Source organism: Pseudochrobactrum sp. B5, assembly GCF_001939785.1.
In the GTDB taxonomy this organism is placed as follows: domain Bacteria; phylum Pseudomonadota; class Alphaproteobacteria; order Rhizobiales; family Rhizobiaceae; genus Pseudochrobactrum; species Pseudochrobactrum saccharolyticum.
In genome coordinates this window covers 1,271,909-1,296,438 of record NZ_MOYL01000001.1, presented here as the reverse complement: position 1 = coordinate 1,296,438, position 24,530 = coordinate 1,271,909, and the positions used below count along the sequence as shown (strand labels likewise).

At 50.6% G+C, this 24,530-nt stretch carries 19 protein-coding genes and 1 tRNA gene; 13 read left to right on the top strand and 7 right to left on the bottom strand.

Annotated elements, in window-relative coordinates; translation table 11 throughout:
- Positions 1-259 precede the first annotated feature (259 nt).
- Together BKD14_RS05755 and BKD14_RS05750 are read right to left on the bottom strand one after the other, a co-directional pair.
- On the bottom strand, positions 260-1,186 hold the full coding sequence (locus BKD14_RS05755) for a site-specific integrase (protein WP_075654814.1): 927 nt from the start codon (positions 1,184-1,186) through the stop codon (positions 260-262).
- 288 nt (positions 1,187-1,474) lie between these two features.
- Complete coding sequence (locus tag BKD14_RS05750; RefSeq protein ID WP_075654583.1) at positions 1,475-2,644, bottom strand: porin; 1,170 nt, start codon at positions 2,642-2,644, stop codon at positions 1,475-1,477.
- A 638-nt stretch (positions 2,645-3,282) separates the two neighbouring features.
- On the opposite strand from BKD14_RS05750, the gene BKD14_RS05745 reads away from it, so the two are divergent.
- From BKD14_RS05745 to BKD14_RS05735, 3 genes are all read left to right on the top strand, one after another.
- Positions 3,283-3,372, top strand: a tRNA-Ser gene (locus tag BKD14_RS05745).
- 199 nt (positions 3,373-3,571) lie between these two features.
- On the top strand, positions 3,572-4,693 hold the full coding sequence (locus BKD14_RS05740; RefSeq protein ID WP_075654582.1) for a porin: 1,122 nt from the start codon (positions 3,572-3,574) through the stop codon (positions 4,691-4,693).
- 353 nt (positions 4,694-5,046) lie between these two features.
- Complete coding sequence (locus BKD14_RS05735) at positions 5,047-5,787, top strand: hypothetical protein (protein ID WP_139316328.1); 741 nt, start codon at positions 5,047-5,049, stop codon at positions 5,785-5,787.
- Between the two features lie 114 nt (positions 5,788-5,901).
- Here the strand turns inward: BKD14_RS05735 and BKD14_RS05730 are convergent, their stop codons facing one another.
- A complete protein-coding gene (locus BKD14_RS05730) occupies positions 5,902-6,561 on the bottom strand; it encodes an antifreeze protein (RefSeq protein ID WP_075654580.1) in 660 nt (219 codons plus the stop codon).
- Between the two features lie 520 nt (positions 6,562-7,081).
- Here BKD14_RS05730 and BKD14_RS05720 point away from each other — a divergent pair.
- Positions 7,082-7,732, top strand: coding sequence for a YitT family protein (locus BKD14_RS05720; protein ID WP_075654578.1), 651 nt, complete (start codon positions 7,082-7,084; stop codon positions 7,730-7,732).
- A gap of 75 nt (positions 7,733-7,807) precedes the next feature.
- Here BKD14_RS05720 and BKD14_RS05715 read toward each other — a convergent pair whose 3' ends face one another.
- Positions 7,808-8,068: a hypothetical protein gene (locus BKD14_RS05715; protein WP_075654577.1), complete on the bottom strand. Its 261-nt coding sequence runs from the start codon at positions 8,066-8,068 to the stop codon at positions 7,808-7,810.
- Positions 8,069-8,469: 401 nt separating this feature from the next.
- Here BKD14_RS05715 and BKD14_RS05710 point away from each other — a divergent pair, with 401 nt between their 5' ends.
- Positions 8,470-8,814, top strand: coding sequence for a DUF2147 domain-containing protein (locus BKD14_RS05710; protein ID WP_022712258.1), 345 nt, complete (start codon positions 8,470-8,472; stop codon positions 8,812-8,814).
- 52 nt (positions 8,815-8,866) lie between these two features.
- On the opposite strand, the gene BKD14_RS05705 is transcribed toward BKD14_RS05710, so the two are convergent.
- Positions 8,867-9,586 (bottom strand): glutathione S-transferase N-terminal domain-containing protein, encoded by a 720-nt coding sequence (locus tag BKD14_RS05705; RefSeq protein ID WP_075654576.1) that lies wholly within the window; start codon positions 9,584-9,586, stop codon positions 8,867-8,869.
- A 407-nt stretch (positions 9,587-9,993) separates the two neighbouring features.
- Here BKD14_RS05705 and BKD14_RS05700 point away from each other — a divergent pair, with 407 nt between their 5' ends.
- From BKD14_RS05700 to BKD14_RS05690, 4 genes are all read left to right on the top strand, one after another.
- Positions 9,994-10,197, top strand: a complete 204-nt coding sequence (locus BKD14_RS05700; RefSeq protein WP_075654575.1) for a hypothetical protein — start codon at positions 9,994-9,996, stop codon at positions 10,195-10,197.
- Positions 10,194-10,370: a hypothetical protein gene (locus BKD14_RS19275; RefSeq protein ID WP_175576062.1), complete on the top strand. Its 177-nt coding sequence runs from the start codon at positions 10,194-10,196 to the stop codon at positions 10,368-10,370. Before BKD14_RS05700 ends, BKD14_RS19275 begins: the two co-directional genes overlap by 4 nt.
- A gap of 85 nt (positions 10,371-10,455) precedes the next feature.
- Positions 10,456-11,982 (top strand): AMP nucleosidase, encoded by a 1,527-nt coding sequence (locus BKD14_RS05695; protein WP_022712262.1) that lies wholly within the window; start codon positions 10,456-10,458, stop codon positions 11,980-11,982.
- 114 nt (positions 11,983-12,096) lie between these two features.
- Positions 12,097-13,137 carry an endonuclease/exonuclease/phosphatase family protein gene (locus BKD14_RS05690; RefSeq protein WP_075654574.1) on the top strand — a complete coding sequence of 347 codons (1,041 nt, stop codon included), beginning with the start codon at positions 12,097-12,099 and terminating at the stop codon, positions 13,135-13,137.
- A gap of 205 nt (positions 13,138-13,342) precedes the next feature.
- Here BKD14_RS05690 and BKD14_RS05685 read toward each other — a convergent pair whose 3' ends face one another.
- A complete protein-coding gene (locus BKD14_RS05685; protein ID WP_075654573.1) occupies positions 13,343-15,007 on the bottom strand; it encodes an electron transfer flavoprotein-ubiquinone oxidoreductase in 1,665 nt (554 codons plus the stop codon).
- A 358-nt stretch (positions 15,008-15,365) separates the two neighbouring features.
- Here BKD14_RS05685 and BKD14_RS05680 point away from each other — a divergent pair, with 358 nt between their 5' ends.
- Both BKD14_RS05680 and BKD14_RS05675 read left to right on the top strand, forming a co-directional pair.
- Positions 15,366-16,265, top strand: a complete 900-nt coding sequence (locus BKD14_RS05680) for a uracil-DNA glycosylase (RefSeq protein ID WP_075654572.1) — start codon at positions 15,366-15,368, stop codon at positions 16,263-16,265.
- A gap of 271 nt (positions 16,266-16,536) precedes the next feature.
- Positions 16,537-17,835 (top strand): MFS transporter, encoded by a 1,299-nt coding sequence (locus tag BKD14_RS05675; RefSeq protein WP_075654571.1) that lies wholly within the window; start codon positions 16,537-16,539, stop codon positions 17,833-17,835.
- A gap of 108 nt (positions 17,836-17,943) precedes the next feature.
- Here BKD14_RS05675 and BKD14_RS05670 read toward each other — a convergent pair whose 3' ends face one another.
- Complete coding sequence (locus tag BKD14_RS05670) at positions 17,944-18,879, bottom strand: DMT family transporter (protein ID WP_255618314.1); 936 nt, start codon at positions 18,877-18,879, stop codon at positions 17,944-17,946.
- 306 nt (positions 18,880-19,185) lie between these two features.
- Here BKD14_RS05670 and pepN point away from each other — a divergent pair, with 306 nt between their 5' ends.
- Together pepN and BKD14_RS05660 are read left to right on the top strand one after the other, a co-directional pair.
- The gene (gene pepN, locus BKD14_RS05665) at positions 19,186-21,825 is read left to right on the top strand and encodes an aminopeptidase N (protein WP_075654570.1); all 2,640 of its coding nucleotides are present in this window, start codon (positions 19,186-19,188) and stop codon (positions 21,823-21,825) included.
- A 318-nt stretch (positions 21,826-22,143) separates the two neighbouring features.
- Positions 22,144-24,528: an ATP-binding protein gene (locus BKD14_RS05660; RefSeq protein WP_075654569.1), complete on the top strand. Its 2,385-nt coding sequence runs from the start codon at positions 22,144-22,146 to the stop codon at positions 24,526-24,528.
- The last annotated feature ends 2 nt before the right edge of the window (positions 24,529-24,530 follow it).

Sequence of the window (24,530 nt, the reverse complement as noted above, 5' to 3'; positions counted from 1 at the left end):
GATAAGCACAGCTTTAATCAATGGCTGCCGTCAAAAAGTCCGCGCCAAAACGCGTTTACTCAAGAAAGCAAGCTTCTATAACAGTTTAGAGCAAATCATGCAGTGTGCACGATTACCGGATACTGAACCTTCCTCAAAGCCGCTATACATATTCTGTCAAATCCGGACATCCCACCGGATTTCTGAACACTTCACACTGCTGTTGCCCCCAATCAGCAACGCCGAGACTACAGGAAACAGCGTGAATTCGTTAAAATCTTTAGCGAACTTCCAGCACTTTTACGCAGCTATCCAGATCATTGGTGGCAAGATGGGCATAACGCATTGTCATCTGCAATGTCTGGTGACCAAGCCACATCTGCACACGGCGAATATCAATACCACCGCGAACCAGACGTGATGCACAAGTATGGCGCAGAATATGTGGAACAACTTGCGTATCCGTACCAAGCCCGACTTCATATTTGGCTTCATTCCACACTGCGCGGAATTCAACCTGCGTCAGCATGGAAAATGGCCCTTTATGGCGCTCAACCGGTATTTTACAGGTTTTTCTGGCACGTTTCGTCAAGGGAACAGTACGGCTCCGGTTCGACTTGGTTAGCCAGAAAGTGACACGCGGATCATGTAAATCATTCCAGGTCAAGCCGATTGCCTCACCAAGACGGCAACCTGTATCAACCAGAAACACGGCCAGCCGATAACTGTTTTCGCAGCGTGCTTTAATCGCAGCGAAAAGACGCGCCTCTTCTTCAAGTTCAAGAAAACGAATTCGCCCTGCCCGCTCTTTCTGACGAATGAATTCTGGCAGGCTAAAGATGTCCCCCATCTTATACGCCTTTCGCAACAACTTGCTGAGTGCAGCCATTTTTCTATTAATGGTTGCATTGCTGTTATTGCGTTCACGCAGGGAACCGATAATTCTGTCGAGCATTTCCTGACTAAAGCCGCTGAAACGCTCCCCCTTCAGAATCTCATTAATTTCACCGAGAAATAATCTCACATTGTATTTATGAGACCCGTCGTCCCATAAAATATTGAGATAGCGCTCGGACAAATCAGTAACTGAGTACTGATTCACAATACGATGTGTTTTTGTATTGGATGACGTAAAACTGAGATTATAGCCCATTACAGGCGTAAAATTCTCAGAATTTTCGAAAGAAATGTCCCGATTCAGCTCCATCATAAGGCCCCCCAGCCGTTTGATCGACTTGGAGCTTTATAGACAGAAACTTTATAAAACAAGTCTGAGTAACATTTTTGTGAGGCCGGCATTATATAACCACTCTGGTTGATTTTCTAATATGCCCCCTCGAAAAGTCTTGTTTCGCCCCATCCATACAAAAAAATTAACATCTGATATTTTTATAAGCGCATCTCGTTAAAGATGGTCCCCGCTTGAACGCCCCATTTGAGACGAAAATACCAGCGGCATAACCGCTGGTATCTTTTTTCGAACTAAACCAATGGCTTAGAAAGAACGCTGGAAGCGAATGATACCGCCGAAAGCATCTTTGTCTGTCAGACCAGCTGCACGAGCAGGGTGGTCACCCTTCCACTTGGTGTAGTTGATTTCTGGAGTAATTGTGAAGCCTGGAACCAGCTGGTAAGCTACGTTAGCAGCAACAGCGGTTTTACCCCAATCTTCGTAAGCAACCTGTACGTTGAAGGTAGCTTTGTCGGTAGCTTTGAACTTCGCGCCACCCCAAACAGCCCAATCACCACCCCAGTTGCCGTACATACCAACTGCGTCTTCATAAGAAGAGTAGCCGCCCTGTACCCATACGGAGAACTGGTCTGTTACGTTTACATCGAGACGTACTTTAGCTGCCCACTCTTCAAGCAGAGAATCGTATGCTGCAACACCAGCAATACCACCCCAAGCCTGTTCAAACTTCAGACCACCGACAACATGTGGCATGTAGTCATCAATTTTAGCTGAACGGCCGAGCTCGTCTTTCAGACCTGGAGCCAATGTAATGCCAGCGTCTTTTGCATATTCAACAATGGTGGAGCCATATGCATAAACATCGCCGCCGCCCTGCTCAAGGGAAATTGCAGCCGAGAAGCCATTACCGCCAGCAAAAGTATAGCTGATCAGGTTGGTACGATAGTTACCTGCAGACACCACATCATCATTGATGACGTCGCCAAGATAGCCAGTGAAAGTATGGAAAGCTGATTCATCAAGACCAACCTTCAGACCGCCAAGGGTAATGTAAGCAAAGTTCAGTGTATGACTGCCCTGAGCACCATTTGCGAAATTGAAACGGTTTTCAGTATAGGTCTTCAGAGTACCAAGCTCAGTTTCAGAAGCTGTGCTTGTGCGCAGTGTAAAGCGTGAATTGGTATTCCAAGTTTTATTGGTGTTACCAGAGATCTCGCCACCTTCGCCTACGCTGTAACCGTCAAAGGCATTGTACGGGTCATCACCGGCTTTAAAATCAGCGCGAACATAACCATGAATACGCAGGCAGGTTTCTGTTCCCGGAATGTAGAAGTAGCCAGCGCCGTAAGCGTCGCAAACGCGCACATATTCTACTGCTTCTGGTTCTGGCGCAACGATGGCGTCGGCAGCCTGAGCGCCGGATACTGCAACGAGAGCTGCAGCGGAGCCGAGAAGAAGGCTCTTAATGTTCATTTCTGACCTCCAGTCAAAGTTTTAAATGGGTCTGGGCATTTTGTTTTGGCTGAAGGACAACCTGTCCCCATCCCCTTGGATGAAAAAGTCGCTACCGAAGCGCTCCTTCTTCTGCCCTCAAGATACTCGTGCTCAGTTTCGTTGCAACACTGAAAACGCATAAGGAGGGGGTAAGATGTTGCTATCGACATATCGTGTTGCAGAAAAGACACGAAACACCCCCTAGGTACCGGATTTTATTTATGTTTTGTTTATATTTATTAAAATAAATTAACGAAAATTTGCCGCTTTTGCGGGGTTTTCAGATGTTTCCACAGGCTGATACAGTGTTGCGCGACAGAGAAGACCTGAATTGAGCCTCCTGGTTTCATCCTCTTATAGACGTAATATTGGCAGGTGATTTGCCCTGTTCGTGTCCGTGAATCAGCTGTGGCACATCAAGTGCTTTGATTCTGTGATTTTGATTCCGTTTTATGTGTTTTAAAGCAGGTCTCACTTTATAGAGGGGCATAAACTGCGGAAAACTATCGGAATTTAATGCCTTTTTTGAAATCATCCTGTTGATGGATAAGATTTTTTGGCTCCGGATGCGTAAAGTGCTTGAACTCATGATTATTACCGGCTATTGCGCCTTTACCGGAGAGGTGGCCGAGTGGTCGAAGGCGCTCCCCTGCTAAGGGAGTATACCCGGAAGGGTATCGTGGGTTCGAATCCCATCCTCTCCGCCATTGTTTCATATAAAACTGATTTTTACGCAGCTGGCAGAATTCATTCTTGCCGGTTTTTTTGTATTTTACGCGCTTTTTATCCCGCGTTTTTGATGACCAATTTTAGGGTTTTAAAAATAAAAGATTCCATGGCGTTTTGTAACGCATTGAAAATATTTGAATTTTTATGATTGCGTATGTTTCTGACTGGAGGTCAGAAATGAACATTAAGAGCCTTCTTCTCGGCTCCGCTGCCGCTCTCGTTGCAGCAACCGGCGCTCAGGCTGCCGACGCCATCGTTGCACCAGAACCAGAAGCTGTTGAATATGTACGCGTTTGCGACGCTTACGGCGCTGGCTACTTCTACATTCCAGGCACAGAAACCTGCCTGCGTCTTTCCGGTTATGTTCGCGCTGACTTCAAAGGCGGCGACGATGTTTACAACGGCCGTGACCGCGAAACTTGGTCAACCAACACTCGTTTCACCCTGCGTACACACACAGCAACTGAAACTGAACTTGGTACACTGAAGACCTTCACCGAAAACCGTTTTGAATTCGGCGACGGCGATTTCAAACAGGATAAGCTGAAATATGCTTACATCGAACTGGGCGGCCTGCGCATCGGTAAAGATGAATCCGCATTCCACACTTTCACCGGCTATCTCGGCGACGTAATCAACGATGACGTTGTATCGCCAGGTGCATATGACACCAATCTGATCAGCTACACCTTCTCTGGTGGCAATGGCTTCTCGGCAATCATCTCCCTTGAACAGGGCGAAGATCTGTCTGATGAAAATGGCGATGGTTTCACTTGGAAGAATTCAACCGTTGGCAAAAACGGAAAATCTTACAACGGCGTAATCAACGACTACATGCCACACGTTGTTGGTGGTCTGAAGTTCGAACAGGCTTGGGGCTCGATCGCAGCTGCTGCAGCTTACGACTCTGAAATCGAAGAGTGGGCTGGTAAAGTTCGCCTCGACGTAAACGTAACTGATGTATTCTCCGTATGGGTACAGGGCGGTTACGCTTCTTACGAAGAAGCTGTTGGCATGTACGGCAACTGGGGCGGCGATTGGGCTGTCTGGGGTGGTCTGAAGTACAAGGCAACCGACAAAGCTACTTTCAACCTGCAGGCTGCTTACGAAGATTTCGGCAAACAGGCTTACACTGCAAACGTAGCTTACCAGCTGGTTCCAGGCTTCACAATTACTCCTGAAGTTTCCTACACCAAGTGGAGCCACAATTCGGCTTACGCAGCTGCTGGTCATAACAGCGCAGACGTACGCGGCGAAGATGCTTGGGGTGGTATGATCCGCTTCCAGCGTTCTTTCTAAGTTTTACGACTTAGAACAGACCGTAAGGTTACAGAGACCCGGCAGCTCACGCTGCCGGGTTTTCTGTTTTGTGCATTCCAGTGCGTATCACTATCGGAAACCGGCATCCGCTTTTGCGCAACATGCTCTAAAACTGACTTTAAATAACAAGCGGTATTTATATGTCTGGTCTTTATCCCCACGCTTTATAATGCGTGGCATTTTGCAGACGGCGGCGATCTGCTATATTTTACAGCACACTTATCCTCTGCCCTGCTTTAAAACAGCCAATGATAATCAGCAGGCTGATCAGGATGAGTCAGAATGCATCGCATTCACCTGCCCTGCCCGACACGTTTCACAAGGAGAATTATATGGATTTTTTACTCTGGATCGCCCTGATCGGTGTAATCGTATTTCTCCTCGGCTTAATTTACAGCAAGCTTACGACGGCAAAGGCAAAGCAACCGGCAGCAAGCATTATCCCGCCTGCAACAGCAGTGACGCCCAAAAGCAAAGAGCCTGAGAAAAAACCGGCTTCCGCAGCACCGGTGAAGGCAAGCCCACCCAAACAAGAGAGTGCGGCACAGCCAGTCATTAAAACACCGGCTGCAACAGAAATCACAAAAGCCACGCAAAAGATTGTACCGGATGCGGAGCCGGTCGGCCCTGCTCATAGCCCTGTTATTCATATTGCGTCTAAAGCTGCGGAAGCAAACCCTGCCGAAGCAGTTGCAGCGCCCTCACCGGCAGCAGAAACACCCGCACCGCCAGCCCCTTCCGAACCGGAGCGCCTGAGAAAACCGCGACAGGACAAAGCTGATGATCTGACCCAGATTACCGGTATAGGTAACGCAATTCAGGCTAAACTATATAATGCCGGTATTTTTCATTATGACCAGCTTACCGATCTGAATGCGGATCAGATCACATGGCTGAACCGCACCACCGGTTTTGCCGGACGTGCTGAACGGGAAAACTGGGTTGCACAGGCAAAGAAACTGATGAGCAAAGCTGCCGCGACAGAAGCGCCAAAGCGCGCGGTTAAAAAAACAACAAAACCCGCCGCTGTAAAAGCCAAATCCAAACCCGCAAAGAAAACTGAAAAAGCCTGAAGCAGGTTTTGGCAGATGTGTTGAATTCAGCGCAAAATGCAATCTTTACAAAAAGGCCCGCCTCAAAACTGAGGCGGGCCTTTTTATTTTCATAATCTAGGCCTGATAAATAGATCAGGAATTGCCCTTCAGACGTGCATTGCAAAGGCTGTAATAACCGCCGCCCTTCTGGATCCAGCGCAGACCATTCAGAGAATTCGCGCTCTTATTGGCATAATACTGATCCAGACAGGTTTTCATACGCTGCTTGCCTTCAGTTTCATTCGCATATTTTGCTGAAACCGCAGACGGAAATTTAACACCGCTTGGCGCAGCAACAGTCGGAGCTGCCGGTTCTTTTGTTGATACGGATGTTACTTTTTCAGGATCAGCACCCGGACCACATTCAACTTTACGGAAAGCATTCCATTTCAGATCGGTCGCCAAACCTGTTTCCTGAGCTGCTTTATATTTTGCAGAGCATTGCTGCATTGTCAGACCTTTGGCAGCATCTGCGCTGTCAGCAGCAGGCGCCTGTTTGGCAGGCTTTGCAGCAGTTGTTGCCGGTTTGGCCGGAGCCGCAGGTGCCGGAGTTGCAGCTGCGTCAGTACCGCACTGTGCTTTACGGAAATCATTCCATTTCATAGTACCGAGCGTGCCGGCATCTTTTGCAGCCTGATATTTCGTGCTGCATTCTGCCATTGTCAGCGCACTTGCCGGTGAAGACAGCACAAAGACGGCCATTCCTGTCAGCAATGCTGCGCCGCCAAGGCGGCTGAGAGTTTGAATTTTCATCTCTGTTCTCCTGATTAGGTTTTAAAACACTGTGCCTAAAGCGTTTTTCTGTCAATATCGTATAATATTCCGCACGCAAAACCTTTTCACAAATTCTGAAAAGAGTTGACGCGCTGTGAGACAACATTGTGATTGTTTATATTATAGCTCTCAAACATAGCATTTTTATAATATCCTGAGGTGCAATATTTTGTAACTCAGATGCATTTCAGGGCAGTAAAACGCTGTAAATCAGCCTTTTTAACTTGGCCTATACATATTCCCCTTCACCACCACACCAGCCATCAAGCAAAATATTCGCGCAATTATTGGCATATAAAAAGCCGGATTTTGCTCATAAATCGCTATTGCCACGTTAAAAATAACAATTTTCTCACCGCTGATTTTGCACCGGTTATCGGTTAAATAAAGCCAGTGGCAGAGATCAATGAAGGTTCTGCTGTTTTTCAGTTTTCTTTTAAACAATATCCTGTCCGACGTTTAAATTACGCCGCAGCAGCATGTTGCAGGGTCTTTTTTCATGGCTGAAGTCACAACTCCGGATGCGATTCCGGCTTTATCACCAATATCTGTGACCGAGAGACACCGCTTCTATGAAGATGTTGTGGCGATGCTGATCGGCACCAGCTTTGTAAGCCTCGGACTAACCCTTTATGCGCAAGCCAAACTAATGACCGGCAGCACCGCCGGTGTGGCTCTTCTCGTGCACTATGCAACCAACTGGCAGTTTGCTCTGGTGTTTTTCCTGATCAACCTGCCTTTTTATTATCTGGCTATCAAGCGCATGGGCTGGCGCTTCACAATCCGCACCTTTGTGGCGGTGGCGCTGATGTCGCTCTTTACCCGCCTGTTCCCGATGTGGGTGGACTTCTCCAACCTGCAACCGGTTTTTGCAGCTTTTATGGGCGGCACTTTGATGGGAATGGGCGTACTTGCCCTGTTCCGCCACCGTGCCGGTGTCGGCGGCATCAATATTCTGGCTCTCTATCTGCAGGATAATTACAATATCCGCGCCGGCTGGTCGCAGCTTACTCTGGATCTGGTTCTGATGGCTGTATCGCTGTTTTACCTGTCCCCGCAACAGGTTGCGATTTCGTTGATCGGCGCTGTGGTCATGAATGTTATTATTGCAATCAACCACAAGCCCGGCCGGTATCTGGCCACAAGCTGACAAAGTCGGTATCTGGCCACGAGTTAAAATGAAGCCGGTATCTGGCACAAATTAAAAAGAAAGCGGATGGCGGGATCAGTGACGCGCCATCCATTCACGCGCCTCACGCAGGGCACGCACCAGCTCCGGCTTGCTCATCATTTCTGACAATTTACTGCGCATCGGCAGAGCACGATCATCACCACGGATGGCTGCAATATTGAACCATTTATAGGCTTCGATACGGTCTGCCACGCAATCACGCCCTGCATAATACATCATGCCGGTTTCAAACAGCATTTCGGCCTGCATGGCATTGATATTACTCTCTGACTTCGCGCTGAAACGTGCAAACATTGTTCTCATCCTGTCCTGTTAAACTGCGGTCCGCTTAGAGCCGGAAAGCCCGTGCAGATCTCTGCTGTTGTTATGAACAAGATGACGGAAAGAGTTGAAACCGCCGTTAAATACCATCCTTAACGGGCAATCAACAAAATCCAAACAATGCGTAAACATCAGAATTCATTAAGAATAACTCTGCCGGTTTTGCGGGACTTCTGCAAAAATCACGGCTTTTAAGCACAGGATAATTTAAACCTGCTGCTAACCAATAATCACATCAGCCCGTTACGATGCCGAACAGAAGTGAGATTTGCGCAATGCAAAATCGGCTCTTTTCAAGCGCCATTCTTTGGATTACGTTTACGTGAGCGTAAACCATATGCCCATCACATATTACGCATCTTCGGGAGGAACTGATGAAGAAAATCTTGTTTGCAATGACAGCCCTGACATTGTCGTTCGGCCCTGCTCTGGCAGCAGAACCGATTGTCGGCACGTGGAAACGCACATCCGGCACTATCATTGAATATAAAAGCTGCGGCGGTGAGGATTATTGCGGCACCGTGCTCAATGGTGAGTATAAGGGCAAATCCATCGGCAAAATGAGCGGTAAAGACGGCAGCTATAAAGGCACCGTCAATAAGCTTGACGAAGGCAAGACCTATTCCGGTAAAGCCAGTGTCAGCGGCAGCACATTATCGCTGGCCGGTTGTGTGGCAGGCGGGCTGATCTGCAAGACCGAAAAACTGGCACGCCAGTAAGACAAATGAAAAAGCGTTGCGGATGATGATCGCGCAACGCTTTGTTTTATAGTCAGCGCGCTTTCTGATTGAACAAAACGCTCTGCGCTGATTTATCCGTCGCAAGATTGCTTTTCTCGCGTTCAGCTTTGCCCAGCTCCATACCGCGCTGCACCGCATCACGGGCTGTGACAGCCTCATACCAGCGCTTCAGATTCGGGAAATCTTCCAGCTTCTGATCGTAGTTTTTATAGGCGCTGATCCAGCCCACACAGGCCATATCGGCTATGGAATAATCGCCGGCAATATAATCGCGGCCTTCAAGCTGACGATTCAATACGCCGTAGAGCCGGTTCACTTCATTCGTATAGCGATTGATACCATATTCGATTTTTTCCGATGCATAGACGCGGAAATGTCCTGCCTGACCGGACATTGGTCCAAGCCCGCCCATCTGCCACATCAGCCATTCGTCAACGGCGACGCGCTTGCGTTCATCCGCCGGATAGAATTTACCGAATTTACGCCCCAGATATTGCAGAATAGCGCCGGATTCAAAAACCGAAATCGGCTGGCCATCCGGCCCTTCCGGATCAATAATCGCTGGCATACGGTTATTCGGTGCGATTTTCAGAAATGACGGCTCGAACTGATCGCCTTTACCGATATTCACATATTTCACTTCATAAGGAACACCCAGTTCCTCCAGCATGATGCTGATCTTCCAGCCGTTCGGTGTCGGCCAGTAATAAAGTTCAATCGGCTTCGTCTGGTTTTTAGGCTCGGCACTCATAGAGATCAGCTCCTGACTAGAACGCCGTACACCCATCGGCGTACAAAACGCGCTCCAACACTTTAAAATGAGAGCATAATTTCAAGTTAAACTGTTTCAGGTTTAAGAAATTATACTCCGGTGAAACCGGTAAGGACAAACATCATGATTATATGCGTGATTGTCCGGTTGCAAACAATATATAGTCATGACTACAGATTAGGCAATCCATAAAACCAAATTTCGTTTCACGTTGAAAAATATATGCTTAATGCAATTTCAGGAATTTGAACGCCCGATGAACGCCCCTCTCAGAAAGAGTTCAGCCCGCCGCCGTTAGATTACGGATAACAGGATCATTCCTGACCAGATCGTGTCGCACATCATCATATCCGCAGCGACATGTTCGACCAAAAGGGGGCCAAGCGATGTTGTATCACCGGTTTACCATTATCAGCCTGTTCGCACTCGGCACGGTATTTCTCAGCCTGCTGCTGATGAATGAAAATCATGCAAACCGCGCCGGTCATATGGCTCAGGCATTGTCATATTCTTTCCTGCAAACAGAAACCTCCCGCCCTGCACAGGCAGCAACAATCACAAAATCACAGGTAAAGGAGATGCTGCCATGATGTCCGCGAATTTTCTCAGCACTCTGACCGACACATGTTATCTCGCCATGCGCATTGCAGTGTTCAGCCTGCTCTTTGTAGCGCCGGTTGCTGCTTTTACCGGCATTGCCGCCAATACCGGCGGAAAAGTTACCGCAACCGGTCTTGTTCTTGTGGTCAGCTTGCAGAAATAACGCCCCGTTTAACCATTCTGCAAAACCGGAGGCGCAGCGCAAAGCTTGCCATATAAACTGTAAGAATTCCGGCTTATAGTAGCGCATGAGCAAAAGAATCGACACTTTTTCCGGCAATCCTGTTTCAGATCTGATTTCTGCGGGCATAGCCACACCGGAGCCAGTCGCTCCTCAATCATTTACTGATGCCCGCGCTGCGGTTGACGCATTGCGTGCTCTCTATGACCGGAATACTGCCTTTCTGCGCGACGCCTTTCATAAGGTTGCCAAAGGCGAAGTTGCACCGCAGCGTTTCCGCGCGTTCTACCCTGAGCTTTGCTTTTCAACGGCCAGTTTCGCCCATGTGGATACGCGTCTGGCCTATGGCCATGTCAGCCTGCCGGGTGAATATGCCACCACGCTGACCCGTCCCGATCTTTTCGACAGTTACCTGATGGAGCAAATCCGTCTGCTGATTAAAAATCACGGTGTTCCGGTGACTGTTCAGGAATCCACCACGCCGATCCCGCTGCATTTTGCCTTTTTGGAAGGCACCTATGTGGAATCTTCCGTCTCCGATGCTTTCAAATATCCTCTGCGTGATATGTTTGATGTGCCGGATCTCGGCAATACCGATGACAGTATTGCTAATGGTGATACCGAGTTCCAGACTTTGGAAATCATGCCGCTGGCACCATTTACCGGTCAGCGCGTGGATTATTCTTTGCAGCGCCTGTCGCATTACACCGCAACCAGCCCGTCGCATTTCCAGAACTATGTGCTTTTCACAAACTACCAGTTCTATATGGATGAGTTCTGCACCTATGCCCGTAAATTAATGGCAGAGGGCGGCGGCGGTTTCACCAAATTTGTTGAACCAGGCAATCTTGTCACTTTTGCCGGTAACAGCTCGCCTTCACAGGGGGCAGAGCCTGCGCGTCTGCCGCAAATGCCGGCCTATCATCTGGTCAAGCCGGATGGTTCAGGCATTACAATGGTCAATATCGGTGTCGGCCCCTCCAATGCCAAAACCATTACCGATCATATTGCTGTACTGCGCCCGCATGCATGGCTGATGCTTGGTCACTGCGCCGGTTTGCGCAACAGCCAGCAGCTCGGCGACTATGTGCTTGCCCATGCCTATGTGCGTGAGGATCACGTTCTTGATGATGATCTGCCGATCTGGGTGCCGATCCCTGCTCTGGCCGAAATTCAGGTGGCTCTCGAAGATGCGGTTGAGGAAATCACCGGTCTTGAAGGCTATGAGCTGAAACGCATCATGCGTACCGGCACCGTTGCCACGATTGACAACCGCAACTGGGAATTGCGTGACCAGCGCGGTCCAGTGCAGCGGCTTTCCCAATCCCGTGCTGTGGCTCTGGATATGGAATCGGCCACGATTGCGGCCAATGGTTTCCGCTTCCGCGTGCCATACGGTACTTTGCTCTGCGTGTCTGACAAACCGCTGCATGGCGAGCTGAAATTACCGGGCATGGCGACCGACTTCTACAAAAAACAGGTTGCACAGCATTTGCAGATCGGCATCCGCGCCATGGAAAAAATCGCTGCCATGCCGCAAGACCGACTGCATTCACGAAAACTACGCAGCTTCTTCGAGACTGCATTCCAGTAAACGCTTCAATCAACACTGCTCTGCAAGACTATTTGCAGAGCAGTGCGCCTTGATAAAGCTGCTTTTCACAGCCAACAGTGCTGTCATACTTGTTTCTCTTGCTCTGTGGTCTCTATGTCCGGCGAAAAACCAACTCCTGCTTCAAAACGCACATCTCCCCTGCTCTTTGCACTGCTGATCTTCTTAGTTCTGCTCTCGGTTCCGCTGGTGCTGGGTTTCTTTGGCCGTGTGCATCCGGCGCTGGACAGTTTTGCGCATTTTCGCGCTCATATTGCAGCAATCATGGCTCTTGGCGGGATTATTCTGCTTTTCACCAGCCTGCGCCGTGAAGCGGCAATGGTGACACTGCTCGGCCTCAGCGCTTTTTCAACAACGGTGAACTGGGCAGGCTCATCACAACCGGCAACAGCACAAGACGGAAATGTTACCTACCGGTTGATGCAGATTAATCTGCTGCAAAATAATGATGATCCGAAAGCCCTGTTGCAGGCTGTGGCGCGCTACAAGCCGGATATTATCACCTATCAGGAAGGTTCTGAGCAGTGGCAGCCATGGCTTAAAATACTGGAAGGCAACTATCCTTACCGTCACCAATGCGGCACATTGCCGAAAAGATGGGGCGTCGGTATTCTCTCGCGCCGTCCTTTCGCTGATTTCGGTTCTCCGGTCTGCACCGGTGACGGCGTATTGGCCACAGCTCTTGTTAATCTTGGCGGCACCAATGTACTGATCTCGTCATTGCATCAGTCATGGCCGTGGCCTTTTAAACAGGTACAGCAGTTTGAAATGCTGCGCCCTGCATTGGAGCCGATGGCCAATCCTCACGGTATTCCGGTGATTATAGCCGGTGATTTCAATGCTGCCCCGTGGAGTTACAATCTGCGCCAATATGAAATGCTCACCGAGACCAAACGCATTGCCGGTGCAGGTGCAACATGGCTGACAACCCGTCTGCCGGATAGTCTGCGCCACTGGATCGGCTTGCCGATCGATCATATTCTCATCAATGAGACTGTGACACTGCATAATATCCGCACCGGTGAATCGCTCGGCTCAGATCATTTTCCGTTGCTGCTGGAGTTTTCAGTTCCGACTTCAGTTTCCGAACCGGCGGAAGACAATCCGCAGACTACGCCGGAAGCCGTCCGCATCTGACACTGATTTTTCAATAAAAAACGGCGCCCCGAAAGGCGCCGTTTTTTTTATTAATATTACATGTTTGCGTATCCCAAAAAGTGGGAACCGGTTTTTGGACAAGATACGCGTCCAAGATGCAAATATTACATATTTGCGTAAACCGGTCCTTCGCCGACGCTTTTGTTAGCGGCGGTCGAGACGGACACGGCCTCAAATGCCAACATTACATGTTGGCATAGACCGGTCCTTCGCCGCCTTGTGGCGTAACCCAGTTAATATTCTGGTTCGGGTCTTTGATGTCACAGGTTTTGCAATGCACGCAGTTCTGCGCATTGATGACGTAAGTTTCCTTACCGTCCTTCTCAACCCATTCATAAACACCCGCAGGGCAGTAGCGTGTTGAAGGCCCCGCAAACACATCATGTTCGGATTTCAGCTGCAGTTCCAGATTTTTGACCTGCAAGTGAACCGGCTGATCTTCTTCATGGTTGGTGCTCGACAGGAACACTGACGACAGACGGTCAAAGCTCACCACACCATCAGGCTTCGGATAGCTGATAGGCTTGTGTTTAGCCGCCGGTTCCAGCGCCGCCGCATCAGTCTTACCGTGCTTGAGCGTACCAAAGAAAGAGAAGCCGAACAGCTGGTTTGTCCACATATCCAGACCGCCCAGCGCCACACCAATAATGGTGCCGAATTTCGACCACAGCGGTTTGACATTGCGAACGCGCTTCAGGTCTTTGCCGATAGCACTGTCACGCCATTCATTTTCGATACCGATAACTTCATCATTCGCACGACCGGCGGCAATGGCTTCCGCAACCTTATCCGCCGCAAGAATTCCCGACAGCACCGCATTATGCGAGCCTTTGATACGCGGCACATTCACAAAACCAGCCGCACAACCGATCAGCGCACCGCCGGGGAATGTCAGCTTCGGCACAGACTGCCAGCCGCCTTCAGTAATCGCGCGCGCGCCATAGGAGATGCGTTTGGCACCTTCAAAGGTCGGACGGATCGTCGGATGTGTCTTGTAACGCTGAAACTCTTCAAACGGAGACAGATACGGGTTCTTGTAGTTGAGATGCACCACAAAACCGACAGCCACCAGATTGTCTTCCAGATGGTAAAGGAAGGAACCGCCACCAGTTTTCAGATCCAGCGGCCAGCCGAAAGAGTGCTGCACCAGACCCGGCTTGCTCTTCGACGGATCAATCTGCCAGAGTTCTTTCAGGCCGATACCGAATTTGGCCGGTTCGCGCCCTTCATCCAACTTGTATTTTGCAATCACCTGCTTGGAGAGAGAGCCGCGTGCACCTTCGGCAAACAGCACATATTTACCATGCAGTTCCATGCCGCGTGTGTAATTCGGCCCCGGCTCGCCATTGCGTTCCACGCCCATATCACCGGTCGCGACGCCGGTTACAGCACCGGCATCATTATAAAGCACTTCGGCAGCGGCAAAGCCCGGATAGATTTCCACGCCGAGATTTTCCGCATGGGTACCCAGCCAGCGCGCCACATTGCCCAGCGACACAATATAATTGCCATGATTATTCATCAGCGGCGGCATTGCGAAATTCGGCAATCTTACAGAGCCCGCAGGCCCGAGCACCAGAAACTGGTCATCCGTAACCGGAGTTTTGAAAGGATGATCGCTTTCCTCGCGCCAGTCAGGCAGCAGCTTGTCGATACCAACCGGATCAACAACAGCGCCGGACAGAATATGCGCACCGACTTCCCCGCCCTTTTCCAGAACCACGACGGAGAGTTCCGGATTATTCTGTTTCAAACGGATCGCCGCAGCAAGACCGGCAGGGCCTGCGCCGACGATCACAACGTCGAACTCCATACTTTCCCGTTCAGGAAGTTCGTGTTCGTTGTTCATTTATACCTCCATAGCATCGGGCGCAGCTTGGGTTCCCGTTTTTTATAAACCAGAGCGTATCGTGTTCATCACATCCGCTGCGCTCGTTCTATTCTTTTAATTGCCGCATTATCGTGCTGATCAAAGGACGATGAAATGCTTCATCTCCACCTGATACAGAGTTGTAACACAGTTCAAATGCGTCCTATTGTCCAAAATCGCCTCAGATCATGACGTTTGTTCACTAACAGATCACTATAATATTGACGTTTACGTCAATGTAAATGGTTTTTAAACAGGCATGCCCGAAAGCCCTTGCCAAAGCTTCTGCAATTTGCGACCTCAGAACTGTAAACAAGCCTAAAACCGGAACAATCGTGTGTCAGACACTGCAATCACAGCCAATTGGGAAGATCTGATTCGCTTCTATGCGGAAGCCGGAGTGGATTCCGCGCTGAGTGATGCACCAATTGACCGTTTTGCAGAGGCTGCAACACTGGCAGCTGCACAGCCGAAACGCACAGCCCAGCCTGATAATTCTATGCGCAATGCCACACCTGCACAGGCAGGTGGCGTACAGTCTCAGGCGCGCAGTGATGCACCGCAGACAAACCGCACACAGCAAAAGCCGCAAACCTCTATCCCTGCACAGACTGCTATTGCACCGGAAGTTTTGCTGGAAGATGCCCGCAAGCTTGCCCGCAGCGCCGCCAGCCTTAATGACCTGCAACAAGCAATGGCCGGTTTTGACGGCTGCCGCCTGAAATTCACCGCCAAGAATATCTGCTTTGCAGACGGTACGGCAGATGCAGAACTGATGGTGATCGGTGATACGCCGGGGCGTGATGATGATCTGGAAGGTATTCCATTCTCCGGCCCTGCGGGGCAGATGCTCAACCGCATCCTTGCAGCTATTAATCTGACACGCGAGCAAGCCTATCTGGCCAATACATTGCCATGGCGCCCGCCAGGCAATCGCCCTGCGACACCGCTGGAAGTGGACTTATGCCGCCCGTTTCTTGACCGGCAGATTGAACTGGTTGCACCTAAAGTGATTGTTGCACTGGGTGACCCTGCTGCCAAAGCCCTGACCGGCTCCCGTGAGCCGATTTATAAATTGCGCGGTAACTGGCACAGTCTCACGACTGCCGGAGAGCAAAGCGTAGCGATTATGCCGAGCCTGCATCCGGATTATTTGCTGCGCACACCGGCTCAAAAACGCTTTGCATGGGAAGACTGGCTGATGGTCAAAATGCGTCTGGCCGAGAGTGCCGCCTGACTAGAGTATTTCACAGTCAAGTTGGATCAACTTGACGCCCGTGATAATGCGACCAAATAAAGAATCTAGAGCGAGCGCTATAATCCAGTCTGGACGCAAACCGCTCTAGCTGCATCACCAGTTTAAATGCGACATAAACATCCGTGAAAAAGAATTTCATTCCCGACTAAAAATGCCAGTATCCCTGTATTGTTTTTTACAATAAAGCGTCGCTGAATATTTTCGCATTTACGATAGCCTGCTCTTTCAGGTTCAGTGTCCGGATAAATCCATGCCAGCTCAGTTGTTGCCGATTACAGCGCTTCTTTTCAGTACGCTTCTGATGCTTATGGCCGGTGGTCTGGCAGGTCTGCTGCTGCCGATCCGCGCCGGTATGGAAGGCTGGTCAACCATTACAATCGGCTGGATGGGGACATTCTATTCCCTCGCCTTTACAGCGGGCTGTCTGGTGGTGCCGATCTTCGTGCGCAATGTCGGCCATGTTCGCGTCTTCACTGTTTTGCTGACCATTCTCGGCATGTCGCTTCTGCTGCACTCGCTGATTATTGACCCGATCGCATGGATGGCCTTTCGCGGACTGGCGGGTTTCTCGCTGGCCGGTGGTTATATGGTGGTGGAAAGCTGGCTGAATGAGCGCGTCAATAATGACAGCCGCGGCATGATCTTTTCTGTCTATATGATCACCACCATGATCGGCACCATGTCCGGTCAATATATTCTACCTTTTGGCGATCCTTCAACGCAGACCCTGTTTATCATCTGCACCCTGATTTACAGTTTCGCTCTGATCCCCACCGCCCTGTCGCGCGCGGAATCGCCGAAGCCGCTGACACAGGTTTCGCTTGATATTAAAGGCCTGTATAAGCGCTCTCCCGCAGCTGTTATCGGCTCCCTCGTGTCCGGCATTATTGCCGGTGCGTGGAATATTCTGGCGCCGATTTACGGCCAGATGAATGGTCTCGATAATTTAAGTATCGCAACAATGCTGGTTACAGCGATGATCGGCGGTGCGATTTTTCAGTATCCGCTGGGGCGTTTTTCGGATTTTGTCGACCGCCGTTATGTCATGGTGCTGAGCGGTATTATCGGCGTTATTCTGTCTCTGGTGCTGATGCTGTTTTCACCGGCAGACGGCCTGAGCGGCTATATGGTCATTTTCCTGATGGGGGCGGTGTTGTTTCCGATTTACAGCCTCAATGTCGCTCATGCCAATGACTATGCGGAAGCCAATGAATTCGTTAAAATTTCCGGCGGCTTGCTGATTGTCTACGGCATCGGCAATGTGATCGGCCCGCAGATTGCCGCGCGGATGATGGAGAGCTTCGGCAAGACCGGTATGCCGGTAACGCTGATTATCTGTTTTGCCGCCTATGGGCTGCATGCTTTATGGCGTATCAGCCTGCGCGAACGCCCTGCCATCAGCGATCAGAAAACCGAGTTCAAATATCAGGCGACCAAGAATATCAATACGCCTGAAAGCTATCAGATGGATCCGCGCAGCGATGTGCTGGAGGAAGAAACAGAAGAAACCCCGGCAGAAAACAGTTCAACTGAAAACATCAAGGATTAGAGCGTCGGGCGCCCCGTTGGGCGCACAAAGGTCGCTCTAACACTTTAAAAGTAGAGCATAATTTTACCTTAAACTGATCCAAATTTAAGGAATTATGCTCTAAGTTTTTCAGTTCCTTCTCAGTTTTCTGCCTGACAATTTATGCTCGCGGAAAATGATGAAAATACCCGCGCCAATCACAATTGTGCTGCCGATCAGCATCGGCAGTGTCGGCACATCGCCAAAAACCACATAACCGATACCAAGTCCCAGTAGCATGGATGTATATTCAAACGGAGCGATGGTGGACATATCCGCGTGGCGATAACATTCGGTCAGGAAAATCTGCGCGATGCCGCCTGCAAAGCCCGCTGCAATCAGCAGCGCCAGCTGCCACCATTGCGGCACGACCCAGCCGAAAGGCATTGTAAATAATGCAATTACCGTTGAGGTGATCGAGAAATAGATCACAATCGTTGCGGTACGCTCACGCTTCACCAGTTTGCGCACCAGCATCATGGCAACGGCCGATGACAAAGCCCCGATCAGCGCAAAGACCGCACCGACTGCCTCGCCATGGCTCACACCACCGCCGGAAAACAGGCTGAGACGCGGCCAGACAATAATCAGCACACCGACAAAGCCGATCAGCACCGCGCTCCAGCGATAAATACGCACCTGTTCCTTCAGGAAGATTGCACTCAGCACCACGATCATCAGCGGGGATGCATAATTAATGGCAATGCTTTCCGGCAGAGGCAGCAAGGTCAGCGCATAGAACCCGCTGAGCATGGACATAACTCCGACAAGCCCGCGCCAGATATGGCCGAAGATATCCGAGGTCTGCATCGCGCCCTGCAGCTGATGCGTATAGGCCAGATAAATCACAACCGGAAAAATCGCAAAGAACGAGCGGAAGAATACCAGTTCTCCCGCCGGTATGCCTTCTGCGGATTTCAGCAGTGTCGACATCAGCACAAAAATGAAGACAGATGTAACTTTGCAGGCAATACCAAGCAATGGTCTTGGTTCATCTGCAGCGGCGGGTGTATCTGCCAAAGGCAGATGGCGCTCAGGGGCATTCACAATGAAAATTCCTTAACTGCCGCCAATATAGTACGGCAGACTCCCTCTTTTATATGCAAACACCATAGCTGGTTGAGGCCGGTTTTCCAGCACTATTTGTAGAACTTTCGGGAAATTCCAAAAACTTTATCAGCCCTGCAAGCCATGCTGGTTGTGCTGACGAAACGGGCGCTTCATATTATCATTTGAAACAATCAGAGGAATTTCTCGTCACAGGCGGTTTCACCCGTCCACGAAATGTTTTAGCTTCATATCCATATGTTTTAAGTCAGTTCAGGAGCAGTTATGCGTACCGATACAGGTCATGTCTTTCGCCTCGAAGATTACCGCCCGTCAGATTATCTGATACGCAAAACCGAGCTGGATTTTCAGCTTGATCCGGAAAAAACCATTGTCACAGCCCGCCTGACCATTGAGCGCCGCGACGGTGTTTCCCTTACCGCGCCGCTGATACTGGACGGCGATGAGCTGGAACTGGTGAGCCTGCAGATCAATGACAAGACGGTCAGTGATTATATCGCAACGCCGGACCTGCTCACCATCCGCTCCCTGCCGCAACAGAGCACATTCACGCTGGAGATTGTGACAAGGATTAACCCGACAACCAACCGGCAGCTGATGGGGCTTTATCGTTCCAGCAATGTCTATACGACCCAATGTGAAGCGGAAGGCTTTCGCCGTATAACCTATTTCCCCGACCGGCCGGATGTTCTCTCGGTCTATACGGTTCGTCTTGAGGCAGACAAACAGGTTGCGCCAATTCTGCTCTCCAACGGCAATCTTGAAGCAAGCGGCGATCTCGCCAATGGCCGTCATTATGCGCTGTGGCATGACCCGCACCCCAAGCCGTCATATCTTTTTGCGCTGGTTGCCGGTGATCTCGGTTCGATCAGCGATCAGTTCACCACGCTTAACGGCAGGCAAGTCGCGCTGAATATCTATGTCGAGCACGGCAATGAAGACCGTGCGACCTATGCAATGGATGCACTGAAACGCTCCATGCGCTGGGATGAAGAAGTCTATGGCCGCGAATATGATCTCGATATTTTCAACATTGTTGCCGTCTCCGATTTCAATATGGGCGCGATGGAGAATAAAGGGCTGAATATCTTTAACGATAAATATGTTCTCGCTGATCCGCAGACGGCCACTGATATGGATTATGCCGGTATCGAAGCGGTGATTGCTCATGAATATTTCCACAACTGGACGGGCAACCGCATTACCTGCCGTGACTGGTTTCAGCTTTGCCTGAAAGAAGGCCTGACCGTTTATCGCGACCACGAATTTTCCAGCGATATGCGTTCGCGTGCTGTTCATCGTATTGACGAGGTGAAAATCCTAAAAGCACAGCAATTTCCGGAAGATGGTGGTCCGCTGGCGCATCCGGTACGTCCGAAAGAATATCGCGAGATCAATAATTTCTACACGGCGACGGTCTATGAAAAAGGCAGTGAACTGATCCGTATGTTGCGCACCATTATTGGTGATGCATCTTTCTATAAAGGTCTTGATCTCTATTTCAGCCGTCATGATGGTGAAGCCGCGACGATTGAGGATTTCATAAAATGTTTTGAGGATGTGACCGGTCGCTCCCTCGCCCATTTTGCGCTGTGGTACGATCAGGCAGGCACACCGCTTGTGACTGTCAGCAGTGAATATGATGCCGCAAGCCGGAGCCTGCGCCTCACATTGGGGCAAAAGACGGATCCGACACCGGGCCAGAGCCATAAGCAGCCTATGCATATTCCGGTCAAATTCGGGCTGATCGGTGCCGATGGCAAAGATATTGCTGTTTCTTCCCATGAGGGTGCAGGACTTGAAGGCGATGTCCTGCATCTGCGGGAAGCATCACAAAGCTGGACATTCCACAATATTGCTGAAAAGCCGGTTCTCTCGCTGTTGCGCGGTTTCTCAGCGCCGGTGCATCTCAGCCAGCAACTGAGCCGTGAGGAGCAGCTGTTTCTTGCCCGTCATGACAGTGATGCTTTTGGCCGCTGGCAGGTCATTCATCAGCTGATGAGCACTGCCATTATGAGCAATGTTGAAAAACTGCGGCTGCAGGAGCCGGTCGCATTTGATCCGGCACTGGCAGAATTATTGGCTGAACTGGTGCAGGATGAGACACTGGATCACGCTTTCCGTGCGCTGTGCCTCTCACTGCCTGAAGAGGCTGATATTGCCCGCGAGCTTGGCAGCAATATTGATCCTGACCTGATCCGCAGCAGCAGAGAAGCACTGCTCTCCGTGATTGCCGCGCAGAATGCTGCGCTGTTCGCCAAAACCTATGCGAGCCTGCAAGACAAAGCAGCTTTCACACCGGATGCGGAAGGTGCAGGAAAACGCGCGCTCAAAGCAGTCTTGCTAAGCTATCTTGCAGCCTCGGATAACGACCCTGCGCGTGTCTATGCCCAGTTCACTGACGCTGACAATATGACAGACAAGATTGCAGCTCTGACCTTGCTGGTGCATCGCTTTTACGGTCATGACAATGCGACACAGGCCTTGGCACAGTTTGAAAAAGACTATGGCAATGTACCGCTGGCAATGGACAAGTGGTTTGGTGTGCAGGCGCGCCGCCCTGCTCCTGATGCGCTGGAAACTGTGCAGCAACTGATGCAGCATCCGCTGTTCTCGCTCGACAATCCGAACAGAACACGCGCTTTGCTTGGTGCCTTTGCAGCAGGCAATCCGACCGGCTTCAACCGGCCGGACGGCAAAACCTATGCGTTTTTCACCAATCTGATCCTGACAATTGACCGCGAAAATCCGCAATTGGCATCGCGCCTGCTGACCAGCCTGCGCTCATGGAAAACGCTGGAACCGGCACGCCGCGAGCATCTGAAAACAGCACTGGAAACCATCGCTCAGGCTGAAAACCTCTCAGCTGATGTGCGTGATATTACAGAACGCATGCTGGCCTGATAAAATAAGAGTGCGGAAGCTCATCAGAACTTCCGCACCCGTCTTCTGCATTTCAGGAAACGCTTTAAAAAGAACACAATGTTTTACGATAAAGACTGAACGGCAGTGTATTTCTGAATCAAATCAGAATCATGCAGCACTGACCTCATGTGTCACCTTCCGAAAACTGATCGAATCACCTTCGAATCGGCGCAGGTTTTTTATTAATTATTAATTAAAAGCACTGGACACAGCGAATCACATTTGATTCATTAGGGTTATTCGGATTTCTCACCCCGAATCACTTCAAAAGCAACCACTCAGATGAGGGGCCACAGGATGGCAAATACCGACGCGTACCGCGCGCCGAATGGTGTCCGTTACACCTCAGAAAGACAAAGCCAGCGCAAGCGTTTCAAGCTTTCCGGCTATGTTTATCTGTTGTCGGGCCCTGCCTACCGTAAGCTCCTTTCCCTCGAGCCGTTGCTGCGCCGCGTCGTGCCGGTGCTGATTATTGCTTTTCTGATTATTCTCGCCGGTGCGCGCATGTTGTCGCTGCTCAATCAGCGTGACGAGATCGAAAGCGATGCCCGCCACCAAATGGCGCTGACTGCCGCGCATGTCGCTTCGAAGCTGCAAAAACAGATTGAATCTGTACCGCCTGCGGACAGCGACGGTGACTATAGTTCCATCCAGAATTTACTGGTTGAACTGCGTTCGCAGGGCTTGATTAATGCAGGTCTTGAACTTGCCATTCTCGATGAAAACTCAAAGATCGTTGCCGCTCTGAGCGGCCGTCAATTGCTCGGCATTCAGGCCGAGACGCTGTTCACCGAAGCACAGCCGCTCTTGATGTTTGGCAGCCGCGCCGGTGTGTTGCCTGTAAAATATCGCAGTGAAGCTGCTTTTGCAGCCGCTGAAAAAGTTGAACCGCAGAATGTGCAGGCTGCTGCGGCCGGTGCCTTTTCTGTTCTGACTTTCAATACTGAAAAAGCAATTTTTAAAGACTGGCGACAGGTTCTCTCGCTGAATATTACGCTGTTCGCTGCGACCGCTGGTGTGCTGCTGGCTATTCTTTACGCTTATTTCTCTCAGGCAGCGCGTGCCCGCGATGCCGATGATTTCTCCCATCAGATCCAGAAGCGGATTGATCTGGCACTGGCGCGCGGTCGTTGCGGCCTCTGGGACTGGGATATGGCGCGCGGACGCATGTACTGGTCGCGCTCGATGTATGAAATGCTCGGCTATGAAGCGGTAGACAGTGTGCTGTCCTTTGGCGATGTAGCCGCGATTGTTAATCCGGTGGATGGTGATCTCTACGAAATCGCCACGCAGGTTATGTCCGGCGAATTGCGTCAGGTCGATAAAGTGCTGCGTATGCGCCATGCCGACGGCTACTGGGTGTGGATGCGCGTACGTGCGGAAATCGCCAATGAAGGTGATGTGTATCTGGTTGGTATTGCTTTTGACGTCAGCGAACAGCACCGCTTTGCGCAGGCGACAGCAGAAGCCGATCTGCGCATCCGTGAGGCGATTGAAAGCATTTCCGAGGCTTTCGTTCTCTGGGATGCCGAGAGCCGTCTGGTTATGTCCAACGGCAAGTATAATGAATATGCAGGCCTGCCTGCCACAGCACTGAAAGCCGGTGTAACGCGCGAAGATATTCAGCCGCTGCTGCGCCCTGCCGCTTTTGAACGCCGCATGGCCAATGAAAATGACCGCAGCGGTGCGCAAACTTTCGAGCGCCAGCTTGGCGACGGCCGCTGGCTGCAGGTCAACGAACGCCGCACACAGGACGGTGGCTTGGTTTCGGTTGGTACAGATATTACCCAGCTCAAGCTGCATCAGGAACGTCTGGTGGATAGTGAACGCCGTCTGATGGCGACCATTCAGGATCTGAGCCTTGCCCGTAAAGCGGAGAAAGACCGCGTGCGCGAGCTGTCAGAACTGGCCTCCAAATATGCGACAGAAAAGGAACGTGCGGAAAGCGCTAACCGTGCCAAGTCTGAATTTCTTGCCAATATGTCCCATGAATTGCGCACGCCGCTCAATGCGATTATCGGCTTCTCTGAAATGATCTCGGCAGGCACATTCGGCCCGCTCGGTTCCGAGCGTTATGCGGAATATATTCACGACATTCATACCAGCGGCAATTATCTGCTCAATGTTATCAATGACATTCTCGATATGTCGAAGATTGAAGCCGGTCATTTCTCTCTGGATCGCGAAGAGATCGATCTTTATCCGCTGATTGAAGAAACCGTGCGCGTGATCTCTCTGCAGGCAGAACAGAAGCATATTGCCGTTGAAACCAGCATTGCCGACACGATTACCGCCAGCGCTGACCGCCGTGCGATCAAGCAGGTGCTGATTAATCTTCTGTCCAATGCGGTGAAATTCACCGGTGACGGTGGTCGTATTCTGGTGCGTGCCCGCAAGACCAATGGTGCGCTGATCCTCACCATCAAAGATACCGGTTGCGGTATTCCGCGTGATGCGCTGAAGAAGCTCGGCCATCCGTTTGAACAGGTGGAAAACCAGTTCACCAAGACCCATACGGGCTCCGGTCTGGGACTTGCTATCTCGCGCTCATTGGCTGAGTTGCATAATGGTGCCCTGCGAATCTGCTCAACCGAAGGGGTGGGCACCATTGTTTCCGTGCGTATTCCTGACCGCGTTGTGCCTGCCGGTACAAACCAGATCAGCAATGATGTTGCCGCGTGAGA